Source organism: Sphaerisporangium viridialbum (assembly GCF_049674955.1).
Lineage (GTDB): Bacteria > Actinomycetota > Actinomycetes > Streptosporangiales > Streptosporangiaceae > Sphaerisporangium > Sphaerisporangium viridialbum.
Genome location: NZ_CP187232.1, coordinates 8,646,446 through 8,672,520 on the forward strand (window position 1 = coordinate 8,646,446; position 26,075 = coordinate 8,672,520).

Annotated in this window: 25 protein-coding genes and 1 pseudogene; 12 read left to right on the top strand and 14 right to left on the bottom strand. The window is 69.4% G+C overall.

Annotated features, from left to right (window positions below; genetic code table 11):
• Positions 1 to 144: 144 nt before the first annotated feature.
• Complete coding sequence (locus tag ACOZ38_RS38920) at positions 145 to 597, bottom strand: NUDIX domain-containing protein (RefSeq protein ID WP_424535934.1); 453 nt, start codon at positions 595 to 597, stop codon at positions 145 to 147.
• Positions 598 to 1,013: 416 nt separating this feature from the next.
• Between ACOZ38_RS38920 and ACOZ38_RS38925 the strand changes: the two genes are divergently transcribed.
• A complete protein-coding gene (locus tag ACOZ38_RS38925) occupies positions 1,014 to 1,364 on the top strand; it encodes a hypothetical protein (protein WP_424535935.1) in 351 nt (116 codons plus the stop codon).
• 395 nt (positions 1,365 to 1,759) lie between these two features.
• Here ACOZ38_RS38925 and ACOZ38_RS38930 read toward each other — a convergent pair whose 3' ends face one another.
• Both ACOZ38_RS38930 and ACOZ38_RS38935 read right to left on the bottom strand, forming a co-directional pair.
• A complete protein-coding gene (locus tag ACOZ38_RS38930) occupies positions 1,760 to 2,290 on the bottom strand; it encodes a GNAT family N-acetyltransferase (RefSeq protein ID WP_424535936.1) in 531 nt (176 codons plus the stop codon).
• Positions 2,290 to 3,615: a helix-turn-helix domain-containing protein gene (locus ACOZ38_RS38935; RefSeq protein ID WP_424535937.1), complete on the bottom strand. Its 1,326-nt coding sequence runs from the start codon at positions 3,613 to 3,615 to the stop codon at positions 2,290 to 2,292. The genes ACOZ38_RS38930 and ACOZ38_RS38935 overlap by 1 nt, the downstream gene beginning before the upstream one ends.
• A 320-nt stretch (positions 3,616 to 3,935) precedes the next feature.
• On the opposite strand from ACOZ38_RS38935, the gene ACOZ38_RS38940 reads away from it, so the two are divergent.
• Both ACOZ38_RS38940 and ACOZ38_RS38945 read left to right on the top strand, forming a co-directional pair.
• The gene (locus tag ACOZ38_RS38940) at positions 3,936 to 4,172 is read left to right on the top strand and encodes a hypothetical protein (protein ID WP_424535938.1); all 237 of its coding nucleotides are present in this window, start codon (positions 3,936 to 3,938) and stop codon (positions 4,170 to 4,172) included.
• Positions 4,166 to 4,528, top strand: coding sequence for a hypothetical protein (locus tag ACOZ38_RS38945; RefSeq protein ID WP_424535939.1), 363 nt, complete (start codon positions 4,166 to 4,168; stop codon positions 4,526 to 4,528). Before ACOZ38_RS38940 ends, ACOZ38_RS38945 begins: the two co-directional genes overlap by 7 nt.
• Positions 4,529 to 4,652: 124 nt before the next feature.
• Here ACOZ38_RS38945 and ACOZ38_RS38950 read toward each other — a convergent pair whose 3' ends face one another.
• Positions 4,653 to 5,201, bottom strand: coding sequence for a TetR/AcrR family transcriptional regulator (locus tag ACOZ38_RS38950; RefSeq protein WP_424535940.1), 549 nt, complete (start codon positions 5,199 to 5,201; stop codon positions 4,653 to 4,655).
• A 101-nt stretch (positions 5,202 to 5,302) separates the two neighbouring features.
• Between ACOZ38_RS38950 and ACOZ38_RS38955 the strand changes: the two genes are divergently transcribed.
• Positions 5,303 to 6,214: a TIGR03620 family F420-dependent LLM class oxidoreductase gene (locus ACOZ38_RS38955; RefSeq protein ID WP_424535941.1), complete on the top strand. Its 912-nt coding sequence runs from the start codon at positions 5,303 to 5,305 to the stop codon at positions 6,212 to 6,214.
• A gap of 90 nt (positions 6,215 to 6,304) precedes the next feature.
• Here ACOZ38_RS38955 and cimA read toward each other — a convergent pair whose 3' ends face one another.
• Positions 6,305 to 7,879, bottom strand: a complete 1,575-nt coding sequence (cimA, locus tag ACOZ38_RS38960) for a citramalate synthase (RefSeq protein WP_424535942.1) — start codon at positions 7,877 to 7,879, stop codon at positions 6,305 to 6,307.
• Positions 7,880 to 8,190: 311 nt separating this feature from the next.
• Between cimA and ACOZ38_RS38965 the strand changes: the two genes are divergently transcribed.
• Positions 8,191 to 8,841 carry an O-methyltransferase gene (locus tag ACOZ38_RS38965; RefSeq protein WP_424535943.1) on the top strand — a complete coding sequence of 217 codons (651 nt, stop codon included), beginning with the start codon at positions 8,191 to 8,193 and terminating at the stop codon, positions 8,839 to 8,841.
• Positions 8,842 to 8,932: 91 nt separating this feature from the next.
• Positions 8,933 to 9,595: a Uma2 family endonuclease gene (locus ACOZ38_RS38970; protein ID WP_424535944.1), complete on the top strand. Its 663-nt coding sequence runs from the start codon at positions 8,933 to 8,935 to the stop codon at positions 9,593 to 9,595.
• A gap of 93 nt (positions 9,596 to 9,688) precedes the next feature.
• Here ACOZ38_RS38970 and ACOZ38_RS38975 read toward each other — a convergent pair whose 3' ends face one another.
• The 4 genes and pseudogenes from ACOZ38_RS38975 to ACOZ38_RS38990 form a co-directional block, all read right to left on the bottom strand.
• On the bottom strand, positions 9,689 to 10,786 hold the full coding sequence (locus ACOZ38_RS38975) for a branched-chain amino acid aminotransferase (protein ID WP_424535945.1): 1,098 nt from the start codon (positions 10,784 to 10,786) through the stop codon (positions 9,689 to 9,691).
• A gap of 199 nt (positions 10,787 to 10,985) precedes the next feature.
• Entirely contained in the window at positions 10,986 to 12,050 is a 1,065-nt protein-coding gene (locus tag ACOZ38_RS38980; protein WP_424535946.1) for a 3-isopropylmalate dehydrogenase, read from the bottom strand.
• 70 nt (positions 12,051 to 12,120) lie between these two features.
• On the bottom strand, positions 12,121 to 13,053 hold the full coding sequence (locus ACOZ38_RS38985) for an ROK family protein (RefSeq protein ID WP_424537167.1): 933 nt from the start codon (positions 13,051 to 13,053) through the stop codon (positions 12,121 to 12,123).
• A 99-nt stretch (positions 13,054 to 13,152) separates the two neighbouring features.
• Positions 13,153 to 13,278, bottom strand: a pseudogene (locus tag ACOZ38_RS38990) (sugar kinase); the annotation flags it as partial.
• 183 nt (positions 13,279 to 13,461) lie between these two features.
• Between ACOZ38_RS38990 and ACOZ38_RS38995 the strand changes: the two are divergent.
• The 4 genes from ACOZ38_RS38995 to ACOZ38_RS39010 are packed head-to-tail and all read left to right on the top strand — an operon-like array spanning position 13,462 to position 17,359.
• Entirely contained in the window at positions 13,462 to 14,559 is a 1,098-nt protein-coding gene (locus ACOZ38_RS38995; protein WP_424535947.1) for a sugar ABC transporter substrate-binding protein, read from the top strand.
• Positions 14,560 to 15,279, top strand: coding sequence for an ATP-binding cassette domain-containing protein (locus ACOZ38_RS39000; RefSeq protein ID WP_405141181.1), 720 nt, complete (start codon positions 14,560 to 14,562; stop codon positions 15,277 to 15,279).
• Positions 15,276 to 16,469: a sugar ABC transporter permease gene (locus ACOZ38_RS39005; RefSeq protein ID WP_424535948.1), complete on the top strand. Its 1,194-nt coding sequence runs from the start codon at positions 15,276 to 15,278 to the stop codon at positions 16,467 to 16,469. The genes ACOZ38_RS39000 and ACOZ38_RS39005 overlap by 4 nt, the downstream gene beginning before the upstream one ends.
• Positions 16,466 to 17,359, top strand: a complete 894-nt coding sequence (locus ACOZ38_RS39010; RefSeq protein WP_424535949.1) for an ROK family protein — start codon at positions 16,466 to 16,468, stop codon at positions 17,357 to 17,359. Before ACOZ38_RS39005 ends, ACOZ38_RS39010 begins: the two co-directional genes overlap by 4 nt.
• Before the next feature lie 75 nt (positions 17,360 to 17,434).
• Here the strand turns inward: ACOZ38_RS39010 and ACOZ38_RS39015 are convergent, their stop codons facing one another.
• Both ACOZ38_RS39015 and serA read right to left on the bottom strand, forming a co-directional pair.
• A complete protein-coding gene (locus tag ACOZ38_RS39015) occupies positions 17,435 to 17,623 on the bottom strand; it encodes a hypothetical protein (protein WP_405141187.1) in 189 nt (62 codons plus the stop codon).
• Between the two features lie 317 nt (positions 17,624 to 17,940).
• Complete coding sequence (serA, locus tag ACOZ38_RS39020) at positions 17,941 to 19,530, bottom strand: phosphoglycerate dehydrogenase (RefSeq protein WP_424535950.1); 1,590 nt, start codon at positions 19,528 to 19,530, stop codon at positions 17,941 to 17,943.
• A 209-nt stretch (positions 19,531 to 19,739) separates the two neighbouring features.
• Between serA and ACOZ38_RS39025 the strand changes: the two genes are divergently transcribed.
• Together ACOZ38_RS39025 and ACOZ38_RS39030 are read left to right on the top strand one after the other, a co-directional pair.
• The gene (locus tag ACOZ38_RS39025) at positions 19,740 to 20,630 is read left to right on the top strand and encodes a hypothetical protein (RefSeq protein WP_424535951.1); all 891 of its coding nucleotides are present in this window, start codon (positions 19,740 to 19,742) and stop codon (positions 20,628 to 20,630) included.
• Between the two features lie 220 nt (positions 20,631 to 20,850).
• Positions 20,851 to 22,221, top strand: a complete 1,371-nt coding sequence (locus ACOZ38_RS39030) for an MFS transporter (RefSeq protein WP_424535952.1) — start codon at positions 20,851 to 20,853, stop codon at positions 22,219 to 22,221.
• Here ACOZ38_RS39030 and ACOZ38_RS39035 read toward each other — a convergent pair.
• The 3 genes from ACOZ38_RS39035 to ACOZ38_RS39045 are packed head-to-tail and all read right to left on the bottom strand — an operon-like array spanning position 22,196 to position 25,987.
• The gene (locus ACOZ38_RS39035) at positions 22,196 to 24,778 is read right to left on the bottom strand and encodes an FtsX-like permease family protein (protein ID WP_424535953.1); all 2,583 of its coding nucleotides are present in this window, start codon (positions 24,776 to 24,778) and stop codon (positions 22,196 to 22,198) included. The two genes, ACOZ38_RS39030 and ACOZ38_RS39035, sit on opposite strands and share 26 nt — an antisense overlap.
• Complete coding sequence (locus ACOZ38_RS39040) at positions 24,775 to 25,473, bottom strand: ABC transporter ATP-binding protein (protein WP_424535954.1); 699 nt, start codon at positions 25,471 to 25,473, stop codon at positions 24,775 to 24,777. The genes ACOZ38_RS39035 and ACOZ38_RS39040 overlap by 4 nt, the downstream gene beginning before the upstream one ends.
• The gene (locus ACOZ38_RS39045) at positions 25,463 to 25,987 is read right to left on the bottom strand and encodes a PadR family transcriptional regulator (RefSeq protein ID WP_424535955.1); all 525 of its coding nucleotides are present in this window, start codon (positions 25,985 to 25,987) and stop codon (positions 25,463 to 25,465) included. The genes ACOZ38_RS39040 and ACOZ38_RS39045 overlap by 11 nt, the downstream gene beginning before the upstream one ends.
• Positions 25,988 to 26,075 lie beyond the last annotated feature (88 nt).

Consider the following 26,075-nt stretch of genomic DNA (forward strand, 5'->3'; position numbering starts at 1 on the left):
GGGAACCGGCGGCGAACGGCGTCATAGTCGATCGGCTGTCCGTCATTCACGCGAAGCAATCTAGATGAAGTCGCGTGAAGGCGCAGGAAGACCGATCTCGCGCGGCGTCGGAGAAGTTCGGTCAAGGTTGCACACTGGCTCTTGCTAATCCGGCTTGCCGTGGATCAGGAGGCGATGGGACTCCTGGATGTCTTCTGGAAGGTCGTCCGGTGAGAACCAGCGCGCCTCCAGGATTTCGAAGGAGTCGATGGTGATCGTTCCGCCGGTCGCCTCCGCCTCGTACGCCACTTCCACTCGCAGCTTGAAGCCGCTTTTGAGGTAGGAGAGCCGTCCGACACGGACGTGCAAGCCCGCCTCTTCGCGTACCTCGCGGACGATCGTGTCCTCGAAGGTCTCGCCCTTGTTCGCGTACCCGCTCGGCAGCCCCCACTGCCGCCCCTCCGGCCAGAACCGGTGCTTGAGCAGGAGCACGTTGCCGTCGACGTCCCTCACGACCCCTGTGACGCCGACCATGAACTTGGCATGCCGGATCCACAGAACCCACCACTGAAGCGGCCCCTGCAAAAGCCGCCAGACCCGGACAATCAGTCTCTTCATCTTCATTCCTTCAATTGAGCGACCTGACGCAGATCAACACAGGCACCCGGTTCATCTAGATTTCTTAGGTTTGAGCTGCTCAACGTACTGCCGAATTCGCAGGCGATCCGCAGGGAAGGCACTGTCCCAATCATGGGTCAGTGGAACCCACGCTGCGGGTTGATGGCTTTCCCCGCTCAGCGGACGCGACCCCTCCCGCTCCCCACTCCCACCCCCACCGCCCTAATTGGACCGGCGTCCAAGCAGGGCGCAAGTCGCACCCAAGATCGTGTGAGAAGAATTCTCCGGGAGATCCCCTGGGGGAGAAACCGTGTTGGCCGGTGACCGGACACGGCGCGGGAACCTGCGGCTTCGCCGGTTCACGCTGTTCCGGCACGACTTTCCCCCCCTCGGGCAAGGAAGTGAAGGAGAAGGTCATGAGAACACGCGGAATCACCGGTGTGGCGATCGCCACCGCCCTGGCCGGTGGGCTTCTTGTCCCGGCGCTCCCGGCCTCGGCCGCCGACCAGCAACCAGCGACCGTCACCATCAGGACCAGCAAGATCCTAGAACCACAGACCGGCACCAACCTGTTCCTCAAGTGCCCCGACACCCACCCGTGGTACACGACCGCGGTGATAACCGGCTACTACACCTGGTCGGGGACCCCGCCCTATCCGCTGAAGGAATACCGGCAGCAGCTGTCCGTCTTCTTCAAAAACGAATCCCGCTCGAAGGACATGCTGGCTGAGATACAGCTGGAGTGCACTCCGGTCAGGCCGTTCTAGGGCCTTTACGGAGTTCGGAAGCCAAATTCGAGTGCGAAAAAGGGCACGGCTCCTGAAGATCGGCGGTATCTGACACCGTTCGATCTTCGGAGGAAGCCGTGCCCGTGGCCCTATCATCGCTGATCGGCCCGCGCTGAGACTCGGGCGGATATATTCTCGGCTTCTTCGCCACGTGCTTCCTTCCCGGAATACCTCTGACCCTACTTGGGTCCGAGTCCGGAAGGTTCGGGGCACCTCACAAACAGGCGCTCCGCGCCGAACGGCTCGGGCCGCGCCCTGTGGGGGCAAGCCCCCACACCTCCAACGAGGGGCAAGCCCCTCGCGCTCCCCGATCGAAGCGGCAACCGGACACCGCTTCCAAGCAAGGAGAGCGCCCCCACTGCGCCCATGGCACTTCAGCCACGGAGCTTGAGGGCCATCACGTCGGCTGTTTCGGCGTCCGGGAAGGGTTGCATCGTAGCCACGACCTGCCAGCCCAGATGCTCGTACATGGCATGGGCCGGGGCGGCGGGCAAGGACAGCAGAATCGCCCATGGCTCGGGGCGGGTGGCCAGCAATTCCTCCAGGAGCTGCCTGCCGTATCCTTTGCCGCGATATTCGCGAATCAGATTGAGTTCCACGACGGCGAAGTTGTCGGTATCGACAAGTTCCGCAGAAGGACCTGGACCGCCACCCCACCACCGCCCGGCGGGAATGCGAAACCCGAAGGCGAACCCGGCCAGAGCGTCGCCATCTCGGGCGGACACGAGATGAAACCCCTCCCCCGCCATCTGTTTGCGGGTACGGTCCAGGAATCGGTCCCTCTGGTACAGCGGCCCGGAGTTGTACGGCGGCTCAGCGCGGATATCCAGATAGACGGTGGCGAACTCCTCACCAATTACGTCCGCTGCCTGCTCCCCATCGAAGTGCGCAAACGTGATGCCCATCAGTTCCTCTTGGTTGCCGATGACATGAGTAGTTCGCGGTATGCGACCGCTGTTGACCGCGTGTGCTCTACCGCAGGTACAGCCGAGGCGACGAAGGCCGCGTTGTGCAGCACGAACCGGTTGATGAGATCGGGACTCATCCTGGTGAGGACCGTGCCCGCGTGTTCGAGCCCAGAGTCGATGTGGCCGCGCCGCACTTCCGTATGGGCACGGTGTAGTTCGACCTGGGCGCGTTGCCGACTCGACTCGGACGGATAGGCGTTGATCGCCTCCTGTTGAACCTCATCAACGTCGCAATGTCCTTTGAGGGTGTACACCAGAGACCGCGAGTACAGGAGTCTGGTCTCTGGCCACCCATCGATCGACTGCCTGTCCGAGGTGACGGCATCGGGGAGGCAGTCGTACACGCGCGCCTGCGCCTCGAGGTCGATGTACGCGTCGGCGGTGTTGCCGACCAGGGCGAACGCGTGGGCCCGGGCACCGTAGGCCTGGGAGGTGGCGACGCAAGGGCGGCCCTGAGTCAGTTCCAGTGCCTTGGTGATGCGGGACAGCACCAGCGGCACCGGTCGCCCCTCGTGAAGTGCCTGTACCGCCTCGCGCGCGTATACCAACGCCAGGAGTTCATGGTCGCCGGTTTGATCGGCCGAGCGCTGTGCGGACCTCCACCAATGGTGGGATTCACGCGCTTGCCCCGCGCAACCGAGCGCGTAGGCCAGCAGCATCGTCATCTGGGTGTTGACCCGCAGCCATCTGGTCATCTCAGTGGACGCGACAGAGGTCATGGCCTGCTGGAGAGCGAGCAGGTCCACTGACAGGTCGCGTATCACCTCATGGATGGAAGAGGAAAACACCAAGTGGGCATATTCCCACGCGCTCTCCTCCCAGTCGCCGATCCTTGGACGTCCGATCCTGTGGTCGATGATTGTCCTGAGGCTTTCGAGGCCATCCATGGGCGGCACGGCCGCAGCGGCTCCAACAGCGGCCATTCCAGCGAGGAGACGACGGCGCAGAAGGTCCATACCCACACCATCCCACTGTGCGGGAGAAGCCGAATCGGCTGACAACGCCACATTGGCAAGCGCGGAAGCATGCAAGGCCACAAGAAACCCGTCCGCGCCGTAGAGGCGGTCGAGCCTCTTCACAGCATCAGTTGACGGTTTTCGCTCACCTCGTTCCCATCGGGCCAGATTCGACCAGTCGCCCAGGGTTTCCGCTCCTGCCTGTTGAAGCGTCAGACCGCGTTGTTCCCGCCAATGCCGCAGGCCGGCTCCGAAGAGATGCCAGGGGGATGCCGCAGGGTCTACCGGGTCGGGGGTGCGAGGCATGCCAGCTCCTCGTTTTGGTCCCGTTTGGCCAGCGTATTCTGCCAAAACGTTGCCCTTGGAATCAGGTCTGATCACCTCCAGCATGACACAGAGGCCCTACGCGATGCGCTTGCTCGATAGCGCAACGTCACCCGAGAAGGCGAGCCCGCCGAGGCGTGGACACCTGGCGGGCTCCTTGATCGCACACTGGAGGTGCGACCCATGCATGACTGTAAATCCGATCCTCGTCGAACGCAGAACTTCAGCGGACGAAGGGGGGCGCGGTGAGTGTCCTTGCTGTTCGGCGGCAGGTGGGCGGGCGGCATCGTTCGGGGAGGCCTGTGGAGGAGGTGGTTCGCCGGCCGCGTGACGTCGTTCAGAAAGCGGAGGCCGCGCAGCTCGACGTACTGGAGCCCGGGTGGGTGGTGGTCTATCTGACGCACCGGCGCCGGTTCTGCGCGTTCGCGTGCCTTGAGGGGCTCGGCGACGAGGTGGTCGAAGCGCGTACGGCCGCGGAACTGCGACGGATGATGCGCGACGCCGAGGCTCAGCGCGTACGAGACGGTCGCGGATGGTGATCCGGGACGAGCCGCCGGCCGGCAGCGTCTCCCCGGCCAAGGCGGGCGCGTACCGCCGTGCACTCGCCGAGCTGAGCGACATCCTGCCGGGCTTCCGATGCCGGCCCGTGGATCGGATCCGCCTCACCCTGCAGGGGCCCAGGACCCGGTTCAGCAGGACGGTTCTGATGGCACCGCACATGGACGTGTACGCCGGGCCGGCTCTGGTCGCGACCGTCTACGTCGCAGATCCGCGAAGGCCCCGCTTCCGCATCGTCCGATGCGATGGCGTCGTCGTCTCCGCCGACATGCCGGACGCCGCCGAGCACCTCGCCGGACGGCAGGCGGGAGCCTCCTCCGAGAGCCGGAGGACGTGAACGTCGCGACCCCGGGGTTCGATCTCCCCCGGGGTCGCGGCATCCACGTCACGGTCGGGGGATATGCGGATCAGTGACCCGAAGGCGAACGTCGTTCTCCCGGCGCTGAACCCCCCGCCGACGATCAACCAGCGGGGTTGCGCAGGCCGTCTAAGGCGAGGGAGAGCAGGCGGGTGGCTCGGCCGAGGTCGCCGGTGGCCAGGGCCAGGCCGGTGACGATCTCGAAGAGGTCGTCCAGTTCGAGGTCGGGACGTACGGCTCCGGCGTCCCTGGCGGTGGTGAGCAGGCCGTCCGCCGCCGAGCGCATCAGCGCCGAGCAGTCGAAGCCAGACACGGGCCCGGCGCTCATCATCGTGGTCCCGAGCCCCCGGTCGGTGAGGGCGTGGGCGAGCAGGGCGTGCAGCCACCCGGTCAGCGCCTCCCCGGGCGGGGACCCCGCCGCCAGCGTCTCCGCCTTGGCGCACAGCGTCGTCACCCTGTCCTTGAACACGGCGACCAGCAGCTCCTGCCGCGTCGGGAAGTGGCGGTAGAGCGTCCCGGGGCCGACCCCGGCCCGGCGGGCGATCTCGTTCAGGGACGCCTCGGGCCCCTCTTCGGCGAACACCGAGGTGGCGACCGTGACCAGGTGATCGCGGTTGCGCCGCGCGTCGGCTCGCAGAGGCCGCGTTCCCATCGAGTGCTCCAGAGGTGTTGCAAGCGGAGAAGTTCTCCGTATTATAGGCCGAAGATATCCGGAGAAGCTCTCCGGATTATTTCGGGTGGGAGCTTTCAGACATGAACGACGGACGGCTCGACCTCGGACGCGTGGGCATCTGGACCTTCGCCTTCGAGGAACAGCCCGCGACCAGGGTGCGCGAGGCCGCGGCGGAGATCGAGGAGCTGGGGTACCGAGCCCTGTGGTTCGGCGAAGGGTTCGGCCGCGACAGCACCAGCCAGTCGTGGCTGCTGCTGTCGGCCACCGAGCGGCTGGTCGTCGCGGCGGGCATCGCCAACATCGCCTTCCGGAACCCGATCGCCATGGCCGCCGGCGAGAGGTCGATCAACGAGGCGTTCCCCGGCCGGTTCCTGCTCGGGCTCGGCGGGCACCGGATCAGCGACACCCCGATCCAGATGGACGGCTACAGCATCCCCAGCCGTGGCCGCGCCGTACAGACCATGAACGCCTACCTCGACGCCATGGACGCGATCCCGCTCAGCTCCGCGGCACCGGCGGCGCCGCCGCAGCGGGTGCTGGCCGCGCTCGGCCCCAAGATGCTGGAGCTCGCCGCCGCGCGTACGTGGGGCGCGCACCCGTACTTCGTGCCCGTGGAGCACACCCGGCGAGCCCGGGAGATCATGGGCCCGGACGCCTTCCTCGCGGTCGAGCAGGCCGTGGTGCTGGACACCGACCTCACGAGGGCCCGCGAGGTCGCCACGGAGCACGTCGCCTTCTACGCCGCAGCGGCGCCGCACCAGCAGGCGAGCCTGCGCAGGCTCGGGTTCGGCGACGCCGACATGACCGGAGGCGTCAGCGACCGGCTGGTGGACGCGATCGTCGCCTACGGCGACATGAAGGTCATCGCCGAACGCGTGCGCGAGCACTTCGACGCCGGGGCCGACCACGTGTGCCTGCAGGTCCTCACCCCCGGCTCCGCCGGCCTTCCGCTGCGCGAATGGCGCGAGCTGGCCGCCCTGCGCGACGGGTGATCATGGCGCAGGGCGGTGCGGTCAGGTCGGTGCGCGATCTGGGCGTCGTGGCCAGGCGGGGTGGCCAGGCGAGGTGGCCAGGCGGGGTCGTCAGGCGGTGTGGCCCGCGCGCAGGAGGCCGTAGGTGACCGCCTGCTCCAGGGCCTGCCAGGACGCCTCGATGATGTTCTCGTCAACGCCCACGGTGGCCCACTCCCCGCTCGCGTCGCTGGAGGTGATGAGGACCCGGGTGACGGCGTCGGTGCCGTGGGTGCCCTCAAGTATGCGGACCTTGAAGTCGATCAGCTCGACCTCGGCCAGCTCGGGGTAGAGCTTCTCCAGGCCGAGGCGTACGGCGCGGTCGAGCGCGTTGACCGGGCCGTTGCCCTCGCCGGTGGCGACGATGCGCTCGCCCTTGGCGTGGAGCTTCACGGTCGCCTCGCTGACGACGTCGCCGCCGGGCCGCCGCTCGACGATGACCCGCCAGGACTCGACGGTGAAGTGGCGCCTGCGCTCCCCCGTGACCGTGTCGCGGAGCAGCAGCTCGAACGAGGCGTCGGCGGCCTCGAAGGTGTGACCCTTGGACTCCAGGTCCTTCACCCGGTCGACCAGCTCGCGGGACTGGCCGGAGGTGAGGTCGTACCCGAGCTCCTTGCCCTTCAGCTCCACGGACGCGCGGCCGGCCATGTCGGAGACGAGCATGCGCATGTCGTTGCCGACCTGGGCCGGGTCGATGTGCTGGTACAGGTTCGGGTCGACCTTGATCGCGCTGGCGTGCAGGCCGGCCTTGTGCGCGAAGGCCGAGACGCCGACGTACGGCTGGTGGGAGTTCGGCGTGACGTTGGTGACCTCGGTGATCGCGTGCGCGATGCGGGTCATGTCGGCCAGTGAATCCGCCGGCACCAGGTCGAAGCCCCGCTTGAGCTGGAGGTTGGCCACGACGGTGAAGATGTTGGCGTTGCCCGACCGCTCGCCGTACCCGTTGGCGCAGCCCTGCACGTGGGTGGCGCCGGCCTTGACCGCGGCGAGGGAGTTGGCGACGGCGCAGCCGGTGTCGTCGTGGCAGTGGATGCCGACGCGGGCGCCGGTGGCGACCGCCTCGTGCACGACGTCGGCCAGCTCGTCCGGCAGCATGCCGCCGTTGGTGTCGCACAGGGCGACGACGGACGCCCCGGCCTCGGCGGCGGTGCGCAGGACCTCCAGCGCGTACGCTGGATTGGACTTGTAGCCGTCGAAGAAGTGCTCGGCGTCGAGGAAGACCCGCTGTCCCTCCGCACGAAGGTGAGAAACCGTGTCGCGGATCATCGCGAGGTTCTCCTGGAGAGTCGTACGGAGGGCCAGCTCCACGTGCCGGTCGTGACTCTTGGCGACAAGGGTCACGACCGGCGCGCCGGATTCGCGCAGCGCGGCCACCAACGGGTCGTCGGCCGCCTTCACACCGGCTCGGCGGGTCGCGCCGAACGCGGCGAGCTGCGCGTGCTTCAGGTCGAGCTCTGTTTGAGCCCGCCGGAAGAACTCGGTGTCCTTGGGGTTGGCGCCGGGCCAGCCGCCCTCGATGAAGCCCACGCCCAGGCCGTCCAGATGGCGTGCGACGGCGAGCTTGTCGGCGACGGTGAGGGAGAGCCCCTCCTGTTGCGCGCCGTCACGCAGCGTCGTGTCGTACACGTGGAAGCGGTCGTCAGCCATGGTTTCGTCTCCTTCGAGGGGGTGCTTTTCGTTCGCCGCGCGCGGTTTCCGCCTAAGGCCGGAACCTGGCCCAAACAAAAAGACCCCTCACGGACGTGAGAGGTCTGCGCGCTGGCGGTGTCCCTTTTCAGCCAGCGCGCCTGCTGATAATGAGCAGACCGTAGAACATGGTGCTACGAAGTGTGCCACACCTCGCCACCATGTGGCACATCGATCTCAGCATCCGGGACCTGCGAGGGCTGATGTCGTGAAGTGGCCCCGCCCGCGCGGTTCGCCGTGCCAAAGGCGCCGGAGGGCGGAGAATGGCCCGCATGAAGGCATTCTCGTTCATCAACGCCGACGTCGCCGAGTACATCGTCGGGCACACGACCCCGCCCGACGAGGTCCTCAAAGAGCTGGCCGAGGAGACGCTCACGGCCACCGGCGACAGCGCCGGCATGCAGATATCGCCTGAGCAGGGCACCTTCCTGACGATGATCACCCAGATCAGCGGGGCCCGTAACGTCGTGGAGATCGGCACGTTCACCGGCTACTCCTCGATCTGCATCGCCCGGGGGCTGGCCGCCGACGGCAGGCTGACCTGCTTCGACGTGAGCGACGAGTGGACGTCGATCGCCCGCAAGTACTGGGAGAAGGCCGGCGTCGCAGGCCTCATCGAGCTGCGGCTCGGCCCCGCCGCCGAGACGCTCCAGCGGTTCCCCGTACGGCCCGAGGTGGACCTGGCCTTCATCGACGCGGACAAGGCCGGCTACCCCGTCTACTACGAGGCGATCATGTCCCGGCTGGCCCCCGGCGGCATCATCCTCATGGACAACACCCTGCGCCACGGCAGCGTGGCCGACTACACCGACGGCGAGGCCGCGACGATGCGCGACTTCAACGACCTGGTCATGAGGGACACCCGCGTGACCAGCACCCTCCTCCCCATCGCCGACGGCCTGACCTTCATCCGCAAACATTGACGAATTCCGGGCGGACCGTAACCCCTTGCCATTACTTTACGTAATGGCAAAACCACGTTACGCGAACCCGCCTGGAGGGGATGATGGCCTCATGGTCAAGGTCTTGGACAAGCCCACCGCACCAACGATGGGAGAGCAGGACGTGTCACCCGTCGAGCAGGAGATCCACACCGGCGAGATCCGTCCCGACGTCCCGGACGACCCCGTCGAGCTGGAAAAGATCTACTACGATCTCGGGTCCCGGTTCGAGAGCACGCGCAAGGTCGAGCTCGTCGACGGCCGGGTCGTGGTGAGAGAGATGCCCACGATCGAACACGCGAGGGTCGTCTACCGCCTGCTGCTCCAGCTCATCCCCATGGTGATGGAGCGCGGCTGGGAGATACTGCCCGATATCGCCATCTTCCTCGGCCCCCAGATGGATCGCTACCGACCGGACGCCACGGTCGTGCCGGCCGACCCGCCCATGTGGCAGCCGGACGAGGTGTACGGCCACGCGACCCACCTCATCGTCGAGGTGGTGTCGAAGAGCAGCGCCCATGACGATCACATCGTCAAGCCCGCCAAGTGCGCGGTGGCGGGCATCCCGCTGTACCTGGTGATCGACACCTTCGAGAGGACGGCCCGGCTGCTCAGCCACCCGCGCGACGGGGAGTACGGCATGACGACCACCGTCGTGCTGGGCGAGCCGCTGGAGTTGCCGGAACCGTGGGGGCTCACGATCGACACGGGCAAGCTGGTCGACCGGTCGGCGTGAACGAGCGGTCGGCGTGAACGAGCGGTCGGCGTGAACGAGCGCGGTGAGCCCGGCCGGAAACCGGCCGGGCTCCCGCGCTCTCGCGGGCCGCGGTCAGCAGATCTTGCGGACCCAGTCGTGGGGGTCGGGGCGGGTGCCGTACTGGATGCCCATGAGCTCGTCGCGGAGTCGCAGCGTCAGTTCGCCGGGGGTGCCGTCGCCGATCGTCCAGCCGCCCTCCACGCCCTTCACCGAACCGACGGGGGTGATCACCGCGGCGGTACCGCAGGCGAAGACCTCCGTCAGCTCGCCCGACTCGCACGCCGCGCGCCACTCCTCGATGGTGATCTTGCGCTCCTCGGCGGCGATGCCGAGGTCGGCGGCCAGGGTGAGCAGCGAGTCGCGGGTGACGCCGGGGAGCAGCGTGCCGGTCAGGTCAGGGGTGACCAGGCGGTCGCCGAAGACGAAGAACAGGTTCATCCCGCCCATCTCCTCGACGTAGCGGTGCTCGAACGCGTCCAGCCACACGACCTGGTCGCACCCCTGCGCGACGGCCTGCCGCTGCGCGACGAAGGCCGCGGCGTAGTTGCCGCCGCACTTGGCGAAGCCGGTGCCGCCGGGCGCGGCGCGCGTGTAGTCCTGGGAGAGCCAGACCGAGACCGGCTTGACGCCACCAGAGAAGTACGCCGCTGCGGGTGAGGCGATCACCATGTACTTGTAGGTCCTGGACGGGTAGTTGACGCCCAGCGCCGGCTGCGTCGCGATCATGAAAGGACGCAGGTAGAGGCTGTGACCCTCGGTGGTGGGCACCCAGTCGCGGTCGGTCTGGACGAGCAGCTCCAGCGACTCGACGAACGTCTCCTCGGGCAGCTCGGGCATCGCCATGCGGTCGGCGGACCTGTTGAAGCGGGCCGCGTTGGCGAAGGGGCGGAAGCTCGCGATCGAGCCGCCCGCCTGCCGGTAGGCCTTGAGCCCCTCGAAGAGCTCCTGCGCGTAGTGGAAGACCGAGGTGGCCGGGTCGAGCGTCAGCGGTCCGTACGGCATGAGGCGGGCGTCGTGCCAGCCCTGCCCCTCGGTGTAGTCGATCGAGATCATGTGATCCGTGAACGTCTGCCCGAACCCCGGATCCGCCAGTACCCGCTCACGCTCGGCCGGAGTGCGAGCGGCGTCGGAGAGCTGCACGTCGAAGCTGAGCTGTTGAGCGGTGGTCATGTCGAAGATCCTTCTCTTCTCTGTCGGTCGCGCCTGCATCCATTCTGCGACGGACCAGGTAACGGGAAACTACTGCATCATCTGGACATACGGGAGTGTGGCGTCCAGGCTGTGCGTGGCGCTTGGGCCCTGGACACGAAAAAGCGCATGGCGGCCCGTGCGGGGCCACCATGCGCGTCTGCCGGCGTCGGGTAGCCCCTCAGCCGGCTACTCGTGCGGTGATGTCGTCGCCGATCTCCCTGGTGGTGCGGGGGACCCAGGCCACCTGGCGCTCGACGAGGTCGTCGGCGACGGCCTGCTCGACCCGGGCCGCGTCGTCCGCGAAACCGAGGTGGTCGAGGAGCATGGCGACGGAAAGGATCGTGGCGGTTGGGTCGGCCTTGCCCTGACCGGCGATGTCGGGGGCGCTGCCGTGGACGGGCTCGAACATGCTGGGGGCCCAGGTGGCGGACCCGGGAGCCGACGGGTTGACGTTGCCGCTTGCGGCGAGGCCGATGCCGCCGGCGATGGCCGCGCCGAGGTCGGTCAGGATGTCGCCGAAGAGGTTGTCGGTGACGATCACGTCGAAGCGCTGCGGCTGGGTGACGAAGAACATCGAGGCCGCGTCGACGTGGCAGTAGTCGGTGGTGACCTCGGGATACTCGGCTGAGACCCGCTCGACGACGCGCGCCCACAGATCGCCGGCGTAGGTGAGCACGTTGGTCTTGTGGACCAGTGTGAGCTTCTTGCGGGGCCTGGTCATGGCCTTCTCGAAGGCGAAGCGCACGACGCGCTCGACGCCGAAGGCGGTGTTGAGGCTCTCCTGGGTGGCGATCTCGTGCGAGGTGCCCCGGCGCATGACGCCGCCGGCTCCGGCGTACGGCCCCTCGGTGCCCTCGCGGACGACGATCATGTCGATGTCCTCGGGGCGGGACTTGGCGAGCGGGGTCTCCACGCTGGGGAAGAGCTTGACCGGGCGCAGGTTGACGTAGTGGTCGAGCTCGAAGCGGAGCTTGAGCAGCAGGTCGCGCTCGAGCACGCCGGGCGGCACGCTCGGGTCGCCGACCGCGCCCAGCAGGATCGCGTCGTACCCGCGCAGCTCGGCGAGCGTCTCGTCGGGGAGGGTCTCGCCGGTGGCGTGGTAGCGTGCGGCGCCGAGGTCGTAGGTGGTGGTCTCCACCTTCAGGCCGACCGCGTCGAGGACCTTCAGCCCCTCGGCGACCACTTCACTGCCGATGCCGTCACCCGGGATGACCGCCAGACGGATGTTGTGAGAATCCCGCATGCTCGTACCCTACCGTTCCGTCTCGGTACTCGAACACAGGGTCTCACATATCGGACAAGAGTCGTGCGGCCTAGCCGGGCGGAACCTGCGCGACGGCGCGCTCGAAGACCAGGTCGCGGGCCGTCGTGAGGCCCACCGCCAGCGCGCCGAGCAGCACCGCCTCCGTGCCGAGCGTGGAGGCCTTGATCATCGGCACGCGCAGCGCCACGAGGTCGCGCAGGCACTCGGTGACCGGGCCGATCAGCAGGTCACCGGCCTGCACTCCGATGCCCCCGCCCAGCACGACCAGCTCGGGGTCGAGCACGGCGATCACTCCCGCGAGGGCGTGCGCGATGTGGTCGGCCTCGGTGCCGACGACCTCGCACGCGAGCGGGTCGCCGGTGCGGGCGGCGTCGAAGACGTCCTTGGCGCTGGTCACGCCGCGCATGCCGAGCCGGGTGGCGAGCGCCACCACCCCGTCGGCCGAGGCCACGGACTCCAGCATGCCCCGCCCACGGTTGACCAGCGGGTCGCCCTCGCCCACCGGGAGGTAGGAGATCTCCCCAGCGGCCCCCTGGGCGCCCCGGTAGAGCTTGCCGTCGATGACGACGCCCATGCCGATGCCGGTGCCGATCCAGACCAGGGCGAAGTGGTCGACGCCCTGGCCGAGGCCGTAGGCGCCCTCCCCCACAGCGGCGAGGTCGACGTCGTTCTCGACGACGTACGGCGCGTCGGCGGCCACGCCGCCGAGCAGCTCGACGGCGCCCGGCCGCTCCCAGCCGGGGAGGTTCGGGGCGAGCTGGAGGGAGCTGGTCTCCTTGTCGTGGATGCCGGGCGTGCCGAAGACCGTCAGCGTGATGTCGGCCACTGCCGCTCCCGCCTCCTCGGCCAGCTCGCGGGTGAGCTCGCCGAGCCGGGCCACCAGCTCGCCGGGGGTCTCGCCGCCCTTGCGGTGCTCGTCCCTGCGTGCGGCGATGTCGCCCACGAGGTCGGCGAGCGCCAGCCGGACGAACTCCCTGCCCACGTCGACCGCGAGGACCCAGCCCGCCTGGGGCCTGATCTCGTACAGCAGCGCCGCGCGCCCGGCGTTGCCGGTGCGCAGGCCGATCGCGCGCACCAGGCCCGCCCGTTCGAGATCGGCCAGGGCCATGGAGATGGTCGGCTTGGACAGCCCCGTGGCCTGCGCGAGCTCGGGCCGCGAGACCTTTCCCAGCTTGAAGATCTCACCGAAGACCGCGCGCTCGTTCATGACTCGCAGCACCGCTGTCGTGCTTGCCGTACCGCCGATACCCACCACGCCCCCAAGACTGGCACACGCTTTACCGCGGCAAGGTCGCGGACGAACTTTGTTAGAGACCTTGCCAAATTTCTACGCGCAGTTCAGCATGCTGCCAAGCACCTGAAGTACCTCCGAACACCCTGAGAGGCAATCATGCGGGCGAAATGGTTCGCGGTTCCGTTTGCGATAGCCGTACTGGCCACCGGTTGCGGTGGTTCCACCGACAAGGCGACCACCGCAGGAACGGGCGGGACGAGCGGCGGCGAGAAGGCTCCGACGATCGCGCTCTTCCTCCCCGAGTCCAAGACCACCCGGTACGAGGCCTTCGACAAGCCCCTGTTCGAGGCCAAGGTCAGCGCGCTCTGCGCCGACTGCAAGCTGCTCTACTCCAACGCCGACCAGGACGCCGCCAAGCAGCAGCAGCAGGTGGAGGCCGCCCTCACCCAGGGCGCCGACGTGCTCGTGCTCGACGCCGTGGACGCCGCCGCGGTGGCGCCCCTGGTGAACCAGGCCAAGCAGAAGAAGGTCCCGGTCATCGCCTACGACCGGCTGATCTCCGGCATCGCCTACGACTACTACGTCTCGTTCAACAACGTCCGGGTCGGCGAGATGCAGGGCCAGGCCCTGCTCGACGCGCTGGACAAGAACGGCACGACGGACAAGGGCCAGATCGTCATGATCAACGGCGCGACCACCGACCCCAGCTCCGCCGACTACAAGAAGGGCGCCCACAACGTCCTCGACGGCAAGGTCAAGATCGGGCGCGAGTTCGACACCCCCGACTGGAGCCCCGACAAGGCGCAGCAGGAGATGGAGCAGTCCATCACCGCGCTCGGCCGCGACAAGATCGTCGGCGTGCTCTCGGCGAACGACGGCATGGCGGGCGGCGCGATCGCGGCCATGAAGCGCGCCGGGTACGACCCGACGCTTCCCATCACCGGCCAGGACGCCGAGCTGGCGGCGGTCCAGCGCATCCTCACCGGCGAGCAGTACATGACCATCTACCTGGACATCAGGAGCGAGGCGGAGAAGTCGGCCGAGCTGGCCGTGGCGGTCGGCAGGGGCGAGAAGCCCTCGGCCACGACCACGGTGAACAACGGCACCGCCGACATCCCCTCCTTCCTCCTGGACCCGATCGCGGTCACCGCGGACAAGGTGAAGGACACCATCGTGAAGGACGGCTTCTACAAGGCGGCCGACATCTGCAAGGACGAGACGGCCGCCGCGTGCGCCAAGGCGGGCATCAGCTAAATGATCCGCGCGAAGGACATCTCCAAGCGGTACGGCGCGGTCCAGGCCCTCGAAGGGGTGAGCCTGGACCTGCCCCCGGGCGAGGTGGTGGCCCTGGTCGGCGACAACGGCGCGGGCAAGTCCACACTCGTCAAGGCCATCTCCGGCGTCCTGTCACCGGACTCCGGAGAGATCACCATGGACGACCGGCCGGTGCGCATCGGCAACCCCCACGACGCGCAGGCCCTCGGCATCTCCACGGTCTACCAGGACCTCGCCCTGTGCGAGAACCTCGACGTGGTGGCCAACCTGTTCCTCGGCTCCGAGCGCCGCCGCTGGTCCGTGCTCGGCCACATCCGCATGGAACGGGCGACCCGCGACCTGCTCACCCAGCTCGACGTGCGCATCCGGGACATCAGGGTGCCGGTCGCCATGCTGTCGGGCGGCCAGCGGCAGTCGGTCGCGATCGCCCGCGCCCTGATCGGCGAGCCCAGGCTCGTCATCCTCGACGAGCCCACCGCCGCCCTCGGCGTCGAGCAGACCGCCCAGGTCCTCGACCTGATCCGCCGGCTGCGCGACCGGGGGCTCGCCGTGCTGCTCATCTCCCACAACCTCGCCGATGTACGGGCCGTCAGCGACCGCGTCGTCGTGCTGCGTCTCGGGCGCAACGCCGGCGAGTTCCGTACGTCCGACGCCTCGCAGGAGTCCATCGTGGCAGCCATCACCGGAGCCGCCGCATGAGCGCGACCACCATGAGCCCCCCGCGCAAGCCGTACAGCCCGAGGCAGGCCATCGAGCGGGCCCGGCGGGGCGACCTCGGCGCCTGGCCCGTCGTCGGCGGGCTGATCGCGATCGCGATCGTGTTCGGCTCGCTGAACGAGCACTTCCTGTCGCCGGAGAACCTGACCAACCTGGCCCTGCAGATGGCGGCGACCGGGACGATCTCGCTGGGCATCATCATGGTGCTGCTCCTCGGCGAGATCGACCTGTCGGCCGGGTCGGTCAGCGGACTGTGCGCGGTCGTGATGACCATCCTCAACGTGCGGCACGGCTGGAACCCGCTGCTGTCCATCGTGGTGGCCGTGGCGGCGGGGGCGGCGGTCGGGCTGCTGCACGGGTTCCTGTTCACCCGCATCCGGATGCCGTCGTTCGTGGTGACGCTGGCGGGGCTGATCGGCTGGCAGGGGCTGCTGCTGTACCTGCTGGGCGAGCACGGCACCATCAACCTGCCCTTCGACGGATTTATCGCGAAATTGAGTGACACGTGGCTGCCGCCGGGAGTGGCCTGGACGCTCGCCGTGGTGCTGGCCGGCGTCTACGGAGGGTCCCTGCTGCTGAGCCGGCGGCTCCGGCTCGCCGCGGACCTGCCGGTGGGCCCCGCCTACTGGGCGGCCGTACGGGTGGGCGGCCTCGCGGTCGTGCTCGCGGGAGCCGTGCTCGTGCTCCAGGCCGACCGGGGCGTACCGCTGCTGCTGGTCATCTTCGGCGCGCTGGTCGTCGTGCTCGACCTGGTGCTGCGCCACACCGCCTTCGGGCGCTGGATGTACGCCGTGGGCGGCAACGCCGAGGCCGCGCGGCGGGCGGGCATCAACGTCACCCGCATCCGGCTGCTCGCCTTCGTGCTGTCGGCGAGCCTCGCGGCGTTCGGCGGCATCCTGGCGGCCAGCCGGCTCTCGGCCGTCAACCAGAGCTCCGGCGGCAGCGACATCCTGCTCATGGCCATCGCCGCGGCGGTCATCGGGGGCACGTCCCTGTTCGGCGGCCGGGGACGGACGTACGCGGCGCTGCTCGGCATCCTGGTGATCCAGTCGATCACCAACGGCATGCTGCTGCTGAACGTCGACTCCTCGGTGCGCTACATGGTCACCGCGGGCGTCCTCGCCCTCGCCGTGGCGATCGACTCGCTGGCCCGCCGTGGAAGCGCCCAGTGAGCCGGGAGTTCGTGCTGGGCATCGACTTCGGCGGCACCAAGGTCGCCCTCGCCACCGCCTCGGCGGACAGCGTCGACCGGCCGCTGCGCAAGATGCGGCTGCCGACCCTGGGCGGCGAGGGCGCCCAGCAGGTGCTGCGGAGGTCCCTGGACGCGGCCCGCGAGCTGGGGGGCTCGTCAGGAACGCTCCAGGCGGTCGGGGTCTCCACGTTCGGCGTGGTCAGGGGCGAGACGGTGCGGCTCGCGCCGACGGTGCCCGGCTGGGAGGGCCTGGAGCTCCCCCGGCTGCTCCGCGAGGAGTTCGGCGACACGCCGGTCGCGATCGACAACGACGTGAACGCGGCGGCGGCCGCCGAGCTGCGCTGGGGCGCGCTCCAGGGCGCGCGCACGGGCCTGTACCTGAACCTCGGCACGGGCCTCGCGGCGGCGCTCGTGGTCGACGGGGCGGTGGTGCCCGGGGCGCACGGCGCGGCCGGTGAGATCGGCTACCTGCTCAGCCGGCCAGGGGATCCCGCCTTCGCCGAGGGCCACGCGCCCCTGGAGGAGGTCGTCTCAGGGCACGCGCTCGCGCAGCGAGGGTCGGCCCTGCTCGGCCGGCCGGTGAGCGCCGCCTCGCTGTTCGAGGCCGGCGGCGACCCCGCCGTACGGGCGCTGCTGGACGGCGCGGTGGAGGCGCTCGCCATGGCGGTCGCCAACGTGTGCGTGGTGCTCGACCCGGACCGTGTGGTCATCGGTGGCGGGCTGATGGGCGCGTCGGGCCAGATCATGCCCAGGTTGACGGCCGAGATCCGCCGGGCGGTGCCGTTCCCGCCCGAGATCATGGCGGCGAGGTTCATCGACGACGCCCCTCTGTACGGCGCGCTGGCGCTCGCGCTGACCGCGAGGGGATGACGCGTACGGGGAGGGGATGACCGGCCGATCGGGTCGCATGGACCGGCCGGAGAGGGGTTCGGGGAGAGCCGTCCGCTAGCGGACCGGCACGCCACCGTTGTCGCGCCGGTCCAGCGCGGTCTGCACGGGGTCGGGCGCCTCGTCCTCGGGACGGTGCTCTTCTGGACGGTTCCAGGGATACATGTCATACATGGCAAGGTCTCGCTCGCTAGAGAGCATGCGCACGGCGCACGCGATGGGGACGGGAAGGTGGACTCCGGTCACGGATGCGGACCGGGCTCCTGCCCCTGATCCGGATCGCGGATCGGGACTGGTCTCACAGCCGACGAACGCCTACACCGCGGCGGGTCGCCGGCCTGCCCTGATCAGGCCCCGCCGCGGCAGGTAATGAGTACGGATACCTGGCGCGTCATCGCTCTCCACGTTACCTGCCAGTAGGCGAGGTGTCTTGTAGGACGACCTAGTATCTCGCCATGTGAGACGACGAAGGCCCACCACCCGGCGGGTGGTGGGCCTTCACGTGGTCACTCCGTCCAGCCGGTGAGACCGTACGGCTCGGCCTGCGGGACGGAAACGCGGGCTCAGTCGCCGAGGTCGACCGTGCGCCCGCCCTCGGCGCCGATCTCCTGCACGATCTGGTCGGTGACCTCGGCGGGGATGGCGGAGTCGACGGTCAGCGCGATGAGCGCCTTGCCACCCTTGGCGTCCCGGGCGACCTGCATCGAGGCGATGTTGACCTGGCGCTCGCCCAGGATCTTGCCGACGATGCCCACGATGCCCGGCCGGTCGGCGTAGGTGAAGAACGCCAGGTGGTCGGTGGGCTCGATCTCCATCTGGAAACCGTTGACCTCGACGATCTTGGTGATCTGGCGCGGGCCCGACAGCGTGCCCGACACCGAGACCGTGCGGCCGTCGGCGAGCACGCCCCTGACGGTGACGACGTTGCGCCAGTCGGGGCTCTCGTCGCTGGTGACCAGCTCCACCGTGACGCCGCGGTCCTTCGCGAGCAGCGGGGCGTTGACGTAGGTCACGGCGTCCTCGACGACGTCGGTGAACACGCCCTTGAGGGCGGCGAGCTCCAGCACGCGCACGTCGTGGGCCGCGATCTCGCCGCGGATCTCGACGTCGAGCCGGGTGGCCACCTCGCCCGCGAGGGCGGTGAAGACGCGGCCGAGCTTCTCGGCCAGCGGCAGGCCGGGCTTGACGTCCTCGGCGACGGCGCCGCCCTGGACGTTGACGGCGTCCGGCACGAACTCGCCGGCGAGCGCGAGCTTGACGCTGCGCGCCACCTGCGTGCCGGCCTTCTCCTGGGCCTCGTGGGTGGAGGCGCCCAGGTGCGGGGTCACCACGACGCTGTCGAGCTCGAACAGCGGACTGTCGGTGCAGGGCTCCTTGGAGAAGACGTCGATGCCGGCCCCGGCGACCCTGCCCTCCTTGATGGCGGAGTAGAGGGCGTTCTCGTCCACGATGCCGCCGCGGGCGACGTTGATGATGCGGACCGACGGCTTGACGGTGTGCAGCTCGCGCTCGCCGATGAGCCCGACGGTCTCCTTGGACTTCGGCAGGTGCACGGTGATGAAGTCGGCCTGCATGAGCAGCTCTTCCAGCGACACCAGGCGCACGCCCATCTGGGCGGCCCTCGCCGGCTGGAGGTAGGGGTCGTACGCGATCAGCTCGACGCCGAAGGGCGCGAGGCGCTGCGCGACGAGCTGCCCGATGCGCCCGAGGCCGAGGACGCCGATGACCTTCTCGTCGAGCTCGACACCGGTGTACTTCGAGCGCTTCCACTCGCCGGCCTTGAGGGCGCCGTGGCCCTGGGCGACGTTGCGGGCGCTGGCGAGGATCAGGGCGACGGTGTGCTCCGCGGCACTGGTGATGTTGGACGTCGGCGCGTTGACGACCATGACACCGGCCTTGGTGGCGGCCTCGACGTCGACGTTGTCCAGGCCGACCCCGGCTCGGGCGACGACGCGCAGCCGAGGCGCGTGGGACAGCGCCTCCGCGTCCACCTGGGTGGCGCTGCGCACGATGAGCGCGTCCACCTCGGCGAGGGCGGGCAGGAGCTGCGATCGGTCGGCGCCGTCGGTGTGACGGACCTCGAAGTCGGCCCCGAGCACGGCGAGACCTGCTTCGGAGAGCTCCTCTGCGACCAGGACGACGGGCTTGTTCACTGGTGGGTCCTTTGGGAAGTGCGGATGCACGGACAAGGTTCGAGTCTATCCGCGCTTGTGAATCCACTCACGAACGTCCCGCCATCCGAGACACCGGCGCGTACCCTTCTAAACTGGATTCCACGCGCAAGCCGCCATCTTGGTATTGATCACAACATTTCTTGACGATTAGGCTGATAAGCTGTGTCCCACTACCTATCGTTTGTCGTATGAGCATCGGGAACCCCGCTCTCGGAGAAGTGCTCGCGCAGCACGGCAGCCCCCATCGGCTTCTGGCGGCCCTTGCCGAGTGGGGCATCCTGGTAGCCGTGCGGCCGGACCGCTCCGTCGTGCTCGGCACGACGCAGACCGGCGAACGTGTGCTCCTCGGGTACACCGGCCCGAACACCTACGCGCGGCACCGCGGCAACCACTCGCTGTCGGCCTGTGACGCCGACACCATCCTCGACATCCAGCGCGTCACCGGCGTGCGGGAGATCGTCATCGACGCCGCGGGCCCCGCGGCGGCGGCCGTCCCCATCGAGGACCTCCAGCGCTACCTCGCCGCCACCCGCAGCGGGCAGCACGCTCCGGCCCTGTCCAGCGCGTCGCCCACGGCGTACGCCACGGGCGCCATGGCGACGGTCTCGCGCCACACCACGGTGCCCGGCTCGCCCGTCCTGGAGCGGAACGCCTCGCCGGTGCCGCAGAGCCCGCCGGACACGCCCGCGCGGCCGTGGATCCCCTCCCCGAGACCCCACCTGTCGGGCCCGATGCAACAGGTCGACCCGGGGTACAAGCGGTGCGTCCACCCGATCCTGCCCGCGCTGCGCGTGGCGATCTCCGAGTTGCTCCGCGACTTCCCCCTGGTGCACCACGTGTGGATCTCCGAGGCCCGTACGGTCTCGGGGTCCTCGGGCATCATGCTCCACGTCAAGGTGCACACGCGGGCGGCCGAGGACATCGTGAGGGACCTGCACCGCATGGTCCGCGCCCGGCTGCCGCAACTGGCGGCCAGCGAGGCGCCCGTGCTCATGGCCCGCGTCGCCGACGCAAACACCGAGCGCCGCATGATCGAGCTAGGCGCCCACGTGGTGTGCGCCGACGTCTCCGACTGCTGACCGACCGCCGGACCCGGCGCCCAGCCGTGTCCGGCGGACCGGCCGCCGTCCACGGCCACCCGGCCCTCGCCGCACCACGGACTTCGGATCCGAACCGCCGTCACCGTCCCCATCGCGGACCTCGGGTCCGAACCGCCGTTTCGCACTTCGGATCCGAATCCCCCGTGAACGCCGGTGATTGGGGCTGGCGGCCCAAGGCCGTGTGGGCTGTAATTACGCAATGATCCCTTCGACGGCGGCACCCCGGCCCCAGGCCGTCTCGCGAGGCGTGCGGCTCGGCTACGGTGTGGGCTCGTTCTGCACCGCGACGTTCAGCGCCATCCCGGGCCTGCTGCTGTTGTTCTACCTCACCAACATCCTCGCGGTGCCCGCGTGGCTGGCGGGCGTGGTGGTCTTCGCCCCCAAGGCGTGGGATCTGGTGATCAACCCACTCGTGGGCCAGTGGTCCGACCGCACGGTCTCGCGGTGGGGCCCACGGCGTCCCTGGCTGCTCGGCGGGGCGATCATCCTCCCCATCGCCTTCGCGCTCACGTTCGCGGGACCTCCCCTGACCGGCACCCCGGCCGCCCTGTTCGTCGGCGCCTTCTTCCTCATCGCCGCGACCGGGTACGCGCTGTACGAGGTGCCGTTCAAGGCGATGCCCGCCGAGATGACGGACGACTACCACGAGCGCACCTCGCTCCTGCAGTGGCGCATGATCTTCGTCGCCCTCGCGGTGGCGCTGAGCGGCATCATCGCCCCGGCCATCGCGTCGCACTCCCTCGACGGCTACCGCATGATGGGGATCATCTTCGCGGCCGTGCTGCTCGTGTCCATGCTCGCGTCCTTCTTCGGTACGGCCCGCGCGCCGCTGACGGGCAGTTCCGAGCCGGAGGCGACCCTCAGGGCCCAGCTCGCGGCGGCGAAGGCCAGCCGGCCGTTCCTCTGGCTGCTCGGCCTGTCGAGCGCGCAGACGCTGGCCGTGGGCGTGATGCTCGCCAGCGCCCCGTACTTCGCCTCGTACACCCTGGACAACCCCGCGGCCACCAGCACGCTCTTCGCGGCGCTCGTCGGCCCCATGCTGATCACGATGCCCCTGTGGGTGTGGATCGCCCGCAAGATGGACAAGCGGGGCGCGATGATCCTCTCGGGCGCGCTCTTCATGATCGGGGCGCTGCTCGCGGCCCTCACCCCCGCCTTCGGCGCCCTGTACGCCCACCTGGTGACGTTGATCATCGGCGTGGGGTACGCCGGTCTCCAGCTTCTTCAGTTCTCCATGCTGGCCGACGTGATCGCCCACGACTCCGCGAGGAGCGGGAAGCGCAGGGGTGGCGTCTTCACCGGCCTGTGGACGGCCGTGGAGAGCGCGGTGACCGCCCTCGGCGCCCTGGTGGTCGGCGCGGTGCTGGGGGCCGGAGGCTTCATCTCCTCCGATCCCGAGCACCCCGTCACCCAGCCCGGCAGCGCCCTGACCGCCATCATCCTCACCCAGGCCGTCATCCCCGGCGTCATCATCCTCACCGGCATCCTGATGACCCTGAAATACAGACTCACGGCCACCGACCTCGCCGGCGCGACCCCTCAGGTCATGTCACCCGGCGCGTCAGCGTGACCCGGGTCCGCGCGAACACACCGGCCACCAGACCGGCCACCAAGGGAAGCACCACCACGAGAGCGGCGATGGCGGGCCAGGGGATGACAAGCGTGGTGTCCGTCGCGTAGAGCTGCGGGCTACGCAGGAAATTCCTCGCCGACAAGACGGCGGCGAGACCGGGCACGAACCCCACGAGGACCCCCAAGGGCACGCCCGTCGCGGCGATGAACCACGCCTGCCCCATGGTCACCAGCCGCCTGATTCCCGGCGGCGCTCCGATCGCGCCGAGAGTGGCGACATCGGGCCGCGCGTCGGCGGCGGCCAGCCCTGTGGCGGCGAACGTGCTGCCGAGGACCAGGATGACCGCCGCCGCGCCCATGAGCAGCAGCACCAGGTTCAACGGGCTCTGATAGCCCCGCTCCACACGGCCGGAGACATTGGGTCCCCAGTCCGCGAGCATGCGTGTGATCCGGTCCTCCTCCGCGGGCGTCACCCCGTGACGTGCGGGATCGACGACGAACTGGCGCAACTCCGGCTTGAGGCCGAAACGCGTGGCAAGTGACATCGGAAGCAGAGCGTCCGCGAGACCCGCCCGCACGGGCCGCATCTCGACCGCGGGCACCTGGAAGTCGAGACGGGCCGGTTCGTCTACGAAGGACATCCTCCTCAACGTGGCCTTCCCATCGCGGACCACACCCGGGTGGAAGACCACCGCCTTTCCCGCCGCCAGCGCCGCCGCCACGGCGGGGTCGTCCCTGCCGGCGAGGTAGCGGAGCAGATCGGGGCCTCCCACTCTGATAGGGCGCGTCGCACGGCAGTACGGCTCGGGGTCGCAGGGAAGGGAATCCAGTCTGATGCTGTCGTCGCCCGCGTAGGTCGGCCGGTAGACATCGATCAGGGGCACCCCGGGCAGCTCCCGCTCGACGGCCGCGCGCAGGCGCAGGGCCTGGTCCTGGGTGGGTGCGACCATGTCCACGCTGAACGCGCCGTACACCTCATCCGGCCGGTACAGGCCGGCCCGCCGCGCGTCCTCATTGGCCGCGCCGATCATGAACGCCACGAGGCTCGCGGTGGCGGCGGCCACGGCGGCGAGCGCAGGGGCCGTACGAGCTCGGTTACGGGCCGAGTCACGCGCGGCGAGCCGGAACGGGAGTGGCAGGCGGGCGGCGAGGCGGCCGACCACCCCGACCAGCCACGGCGTCAGCAGGACCAGACCGACCATCGCGCAGAACGATCCTCCGACGATCCCTACGGTGCCGAGACCGAAGAAGCGCAGGTCTCCCCTCTGGGCGGCGAGGAGCGTGCCGGCGAACCCCACGACGAGCAGGGCCAGACCGGCGAGCGGCCAGCCTCGGTGGGTTCGCACCTCCCCACGAAGTCCTGCGAGCGCGCCCACGACATCGGTGCGCGCGGCCTGCCGGGCGGGTACCACCGCGGCGATCACCGCGCTGGCCAGCCCGAGCGCCGCGACGCCCGCGACCTGGCCGAGCGGCACTTCGTACGGACCCGCCGCCCACCTGTTGACGCTTTCCACGATCGGGATCGCCGCGAGGACGACGGCGAGTCCCGCCGCCACTCCCAGCGCCGTCGCGGCACCGCCCAGCACGACGCCGTCGGCGAGCACGATGGAACGCAGCTGACGCGCCGACGCCCCCTGCGCCGCGATCAGTGCCAGTTCCCTGCGGCGGCGTCGGATGCCCACCGCGAACGCGGGCCCGGCCAGCAGGACGACCTCCAGCACGATCATCATGACGACGAGACCCGGGACGACGAGCTGCGATGTCTCCACACGGGATGTCATGTTGTCGAGTGCCGCACGCGGGGGATTCGGAGCGGAAATGACCGCACGCGACTGGACGACCAGCCCTTGGGCGTTCAGCCGGCGGACGTCCTTCCACACCACGGCCGCCGGCGTGTCGACGAGCCATTCCTTGGTCGGCCCCCGCGTGCTGTCGGGCATCGCCACCACCAGGTCGCGGCCGAACTGGTGGGCGTCGTCGACGACCCCCACTACGCGATGGGAGATGCTCGAACCGGAGAGCGAGATCGCCGATCCGATGCCGACGCCGTGCCGGACCAGCCACGGCGACACGACCACCTCTTCCGCGGACGCGGGAAACCGGCCCTGCCTGAGGAGATACATGCCACGGGTCAGCGGGTCGCGCAGGTCGAGCTCCACCACCGGCGTGGGTTCGAACCACCTCCCTCGGTAGACCCGCGAACCGGAAATGATCGGCACGACGCGACTGCCCGGCGGCAGCAGCCCGGCGACCTCCTCCGCCGTCCAGGGTTTCGCCCCTCTGGGCAACGGTCCCACCGTGCCCGCGCGGCTCCCGGTGTAGTCCTGCTCGGCGACCCCGGGCGGGCCGGGCGCGACACGGATGCGGGCGTCCGCCGTACCCAGGTCCCGGCTCAGGCCCTCCACCGGGGTCACGTCGAAGGTCGCGATGAGGGTGGCCAGAGCGGTGATCACCAGTACGGGGAGGCCGATCATGGTGAGGACCAGAGCGCTCCTGCCCTTGGAGCGCCAGGCGTCGCGCCGGGAGATGCGCAGCGCCGCCCGTACTGCGCTCACGCGGTCACCGTCACGGTGCTGTCGACGACGGCTCCGTCACGGAGGAAGACGACCCGGTCGGCCCAGGCGGCGAGCCGGGGCTCGTGGGTCACCAGCAGGACGGCCGCTCCGGCGTCGCAGCGCGCGCGCAGCAGGGCCAGGATGTCCTCCCCGGTCGCGGTGTCGAGGGCGCCGGTCGGCTCGTCGGCGAGCAGCAGCCGCCGCTCCCCCACCAGAGCGCGGGCGATGGCCACGCGCTGCCGCTGGCCGCCCGAGATCTCGTCGGGGAAGCGGTCTGCCACGTGCGCGATCCCTACCTCGTCCAGTACCGCGCGGGCCTCGTCACGGGCCTGGCGGGTCTTCACGCCGTCCAGTTCGCGCGGCAGCATGACGTTCTCGGCGGCGGTCAGCGAGGGGATCAGGTTCAGGTCCTGGAAGACGTAGCCGACGTGCCTGCGCCGCAGCCTGGCCAGCTCCCTGGCGGACAGGGAGCCGAGATCGGTGCCTTCGACGGTCACGGTCCCCGAGGTGGGCCGGTCGAGCCCTCCCGCGAGGTTCAGCAGGGTGGACTTGCCCGACCCGGAGGGACCCATGACGGCCACCAGCTCTCCGTCCGCCACCTCCAGGCTCACCTCCGCGAGAGCCCGTACGGCCTGCGGCCCCTCGCCGTGCACGCGGGTGACGCCGGCGAGCCGGACGACCCGTTCAGTGGTCATTGCTTGTCTCCTGGGAAGTGGCGATGACTGCCTCGCAGTGGTCGAGCCAGCGTTGTTCGGCCTCGGCTTGGAAGATCATGGAGTCGAGCACCAGGCGTTGCGCGGTTCCGGCCTCGGCGCGTTTGGCGCGGGTCAGGTTCTGCAGGGTGCGCATGGTGGCGGTGCGCTGGGCCTGCACGACCTGGCGGACCTCGACGCCCGGCGCGGTGACGGCCATGGCCAGCTTGATCACCAGTTCGTCGCGGGGCCGGTCGGCCTGGGCGATGGGGGTGCCGAACCATCGCGACAGCTCCGACCGGCCCTTTTCCGTGATGGCGTACACCACCCGGCCCTGGTCATCCTGCTCGCCGGGCGCAACGAGGCCGTCGCGCTCCATGCGGGAGAGCGTCGTGTAGACCTGGCCGATGTTCAGCGGCCAGGTCGCCCCCGTGGACGCCTCGAACTCCACACGAAGCTGGTAGCCGTAGCGCGGCCCCTGGGTCAGCAGGGCGAGCAGGCCGTGGCGGATCGACATGAATACTCAGTATGCATACCGAGTATGCTCTCGACAAGAGATCCCGCATATTCTGGACACCTTGCCGTTGCCAGCCTGATACTCGGGA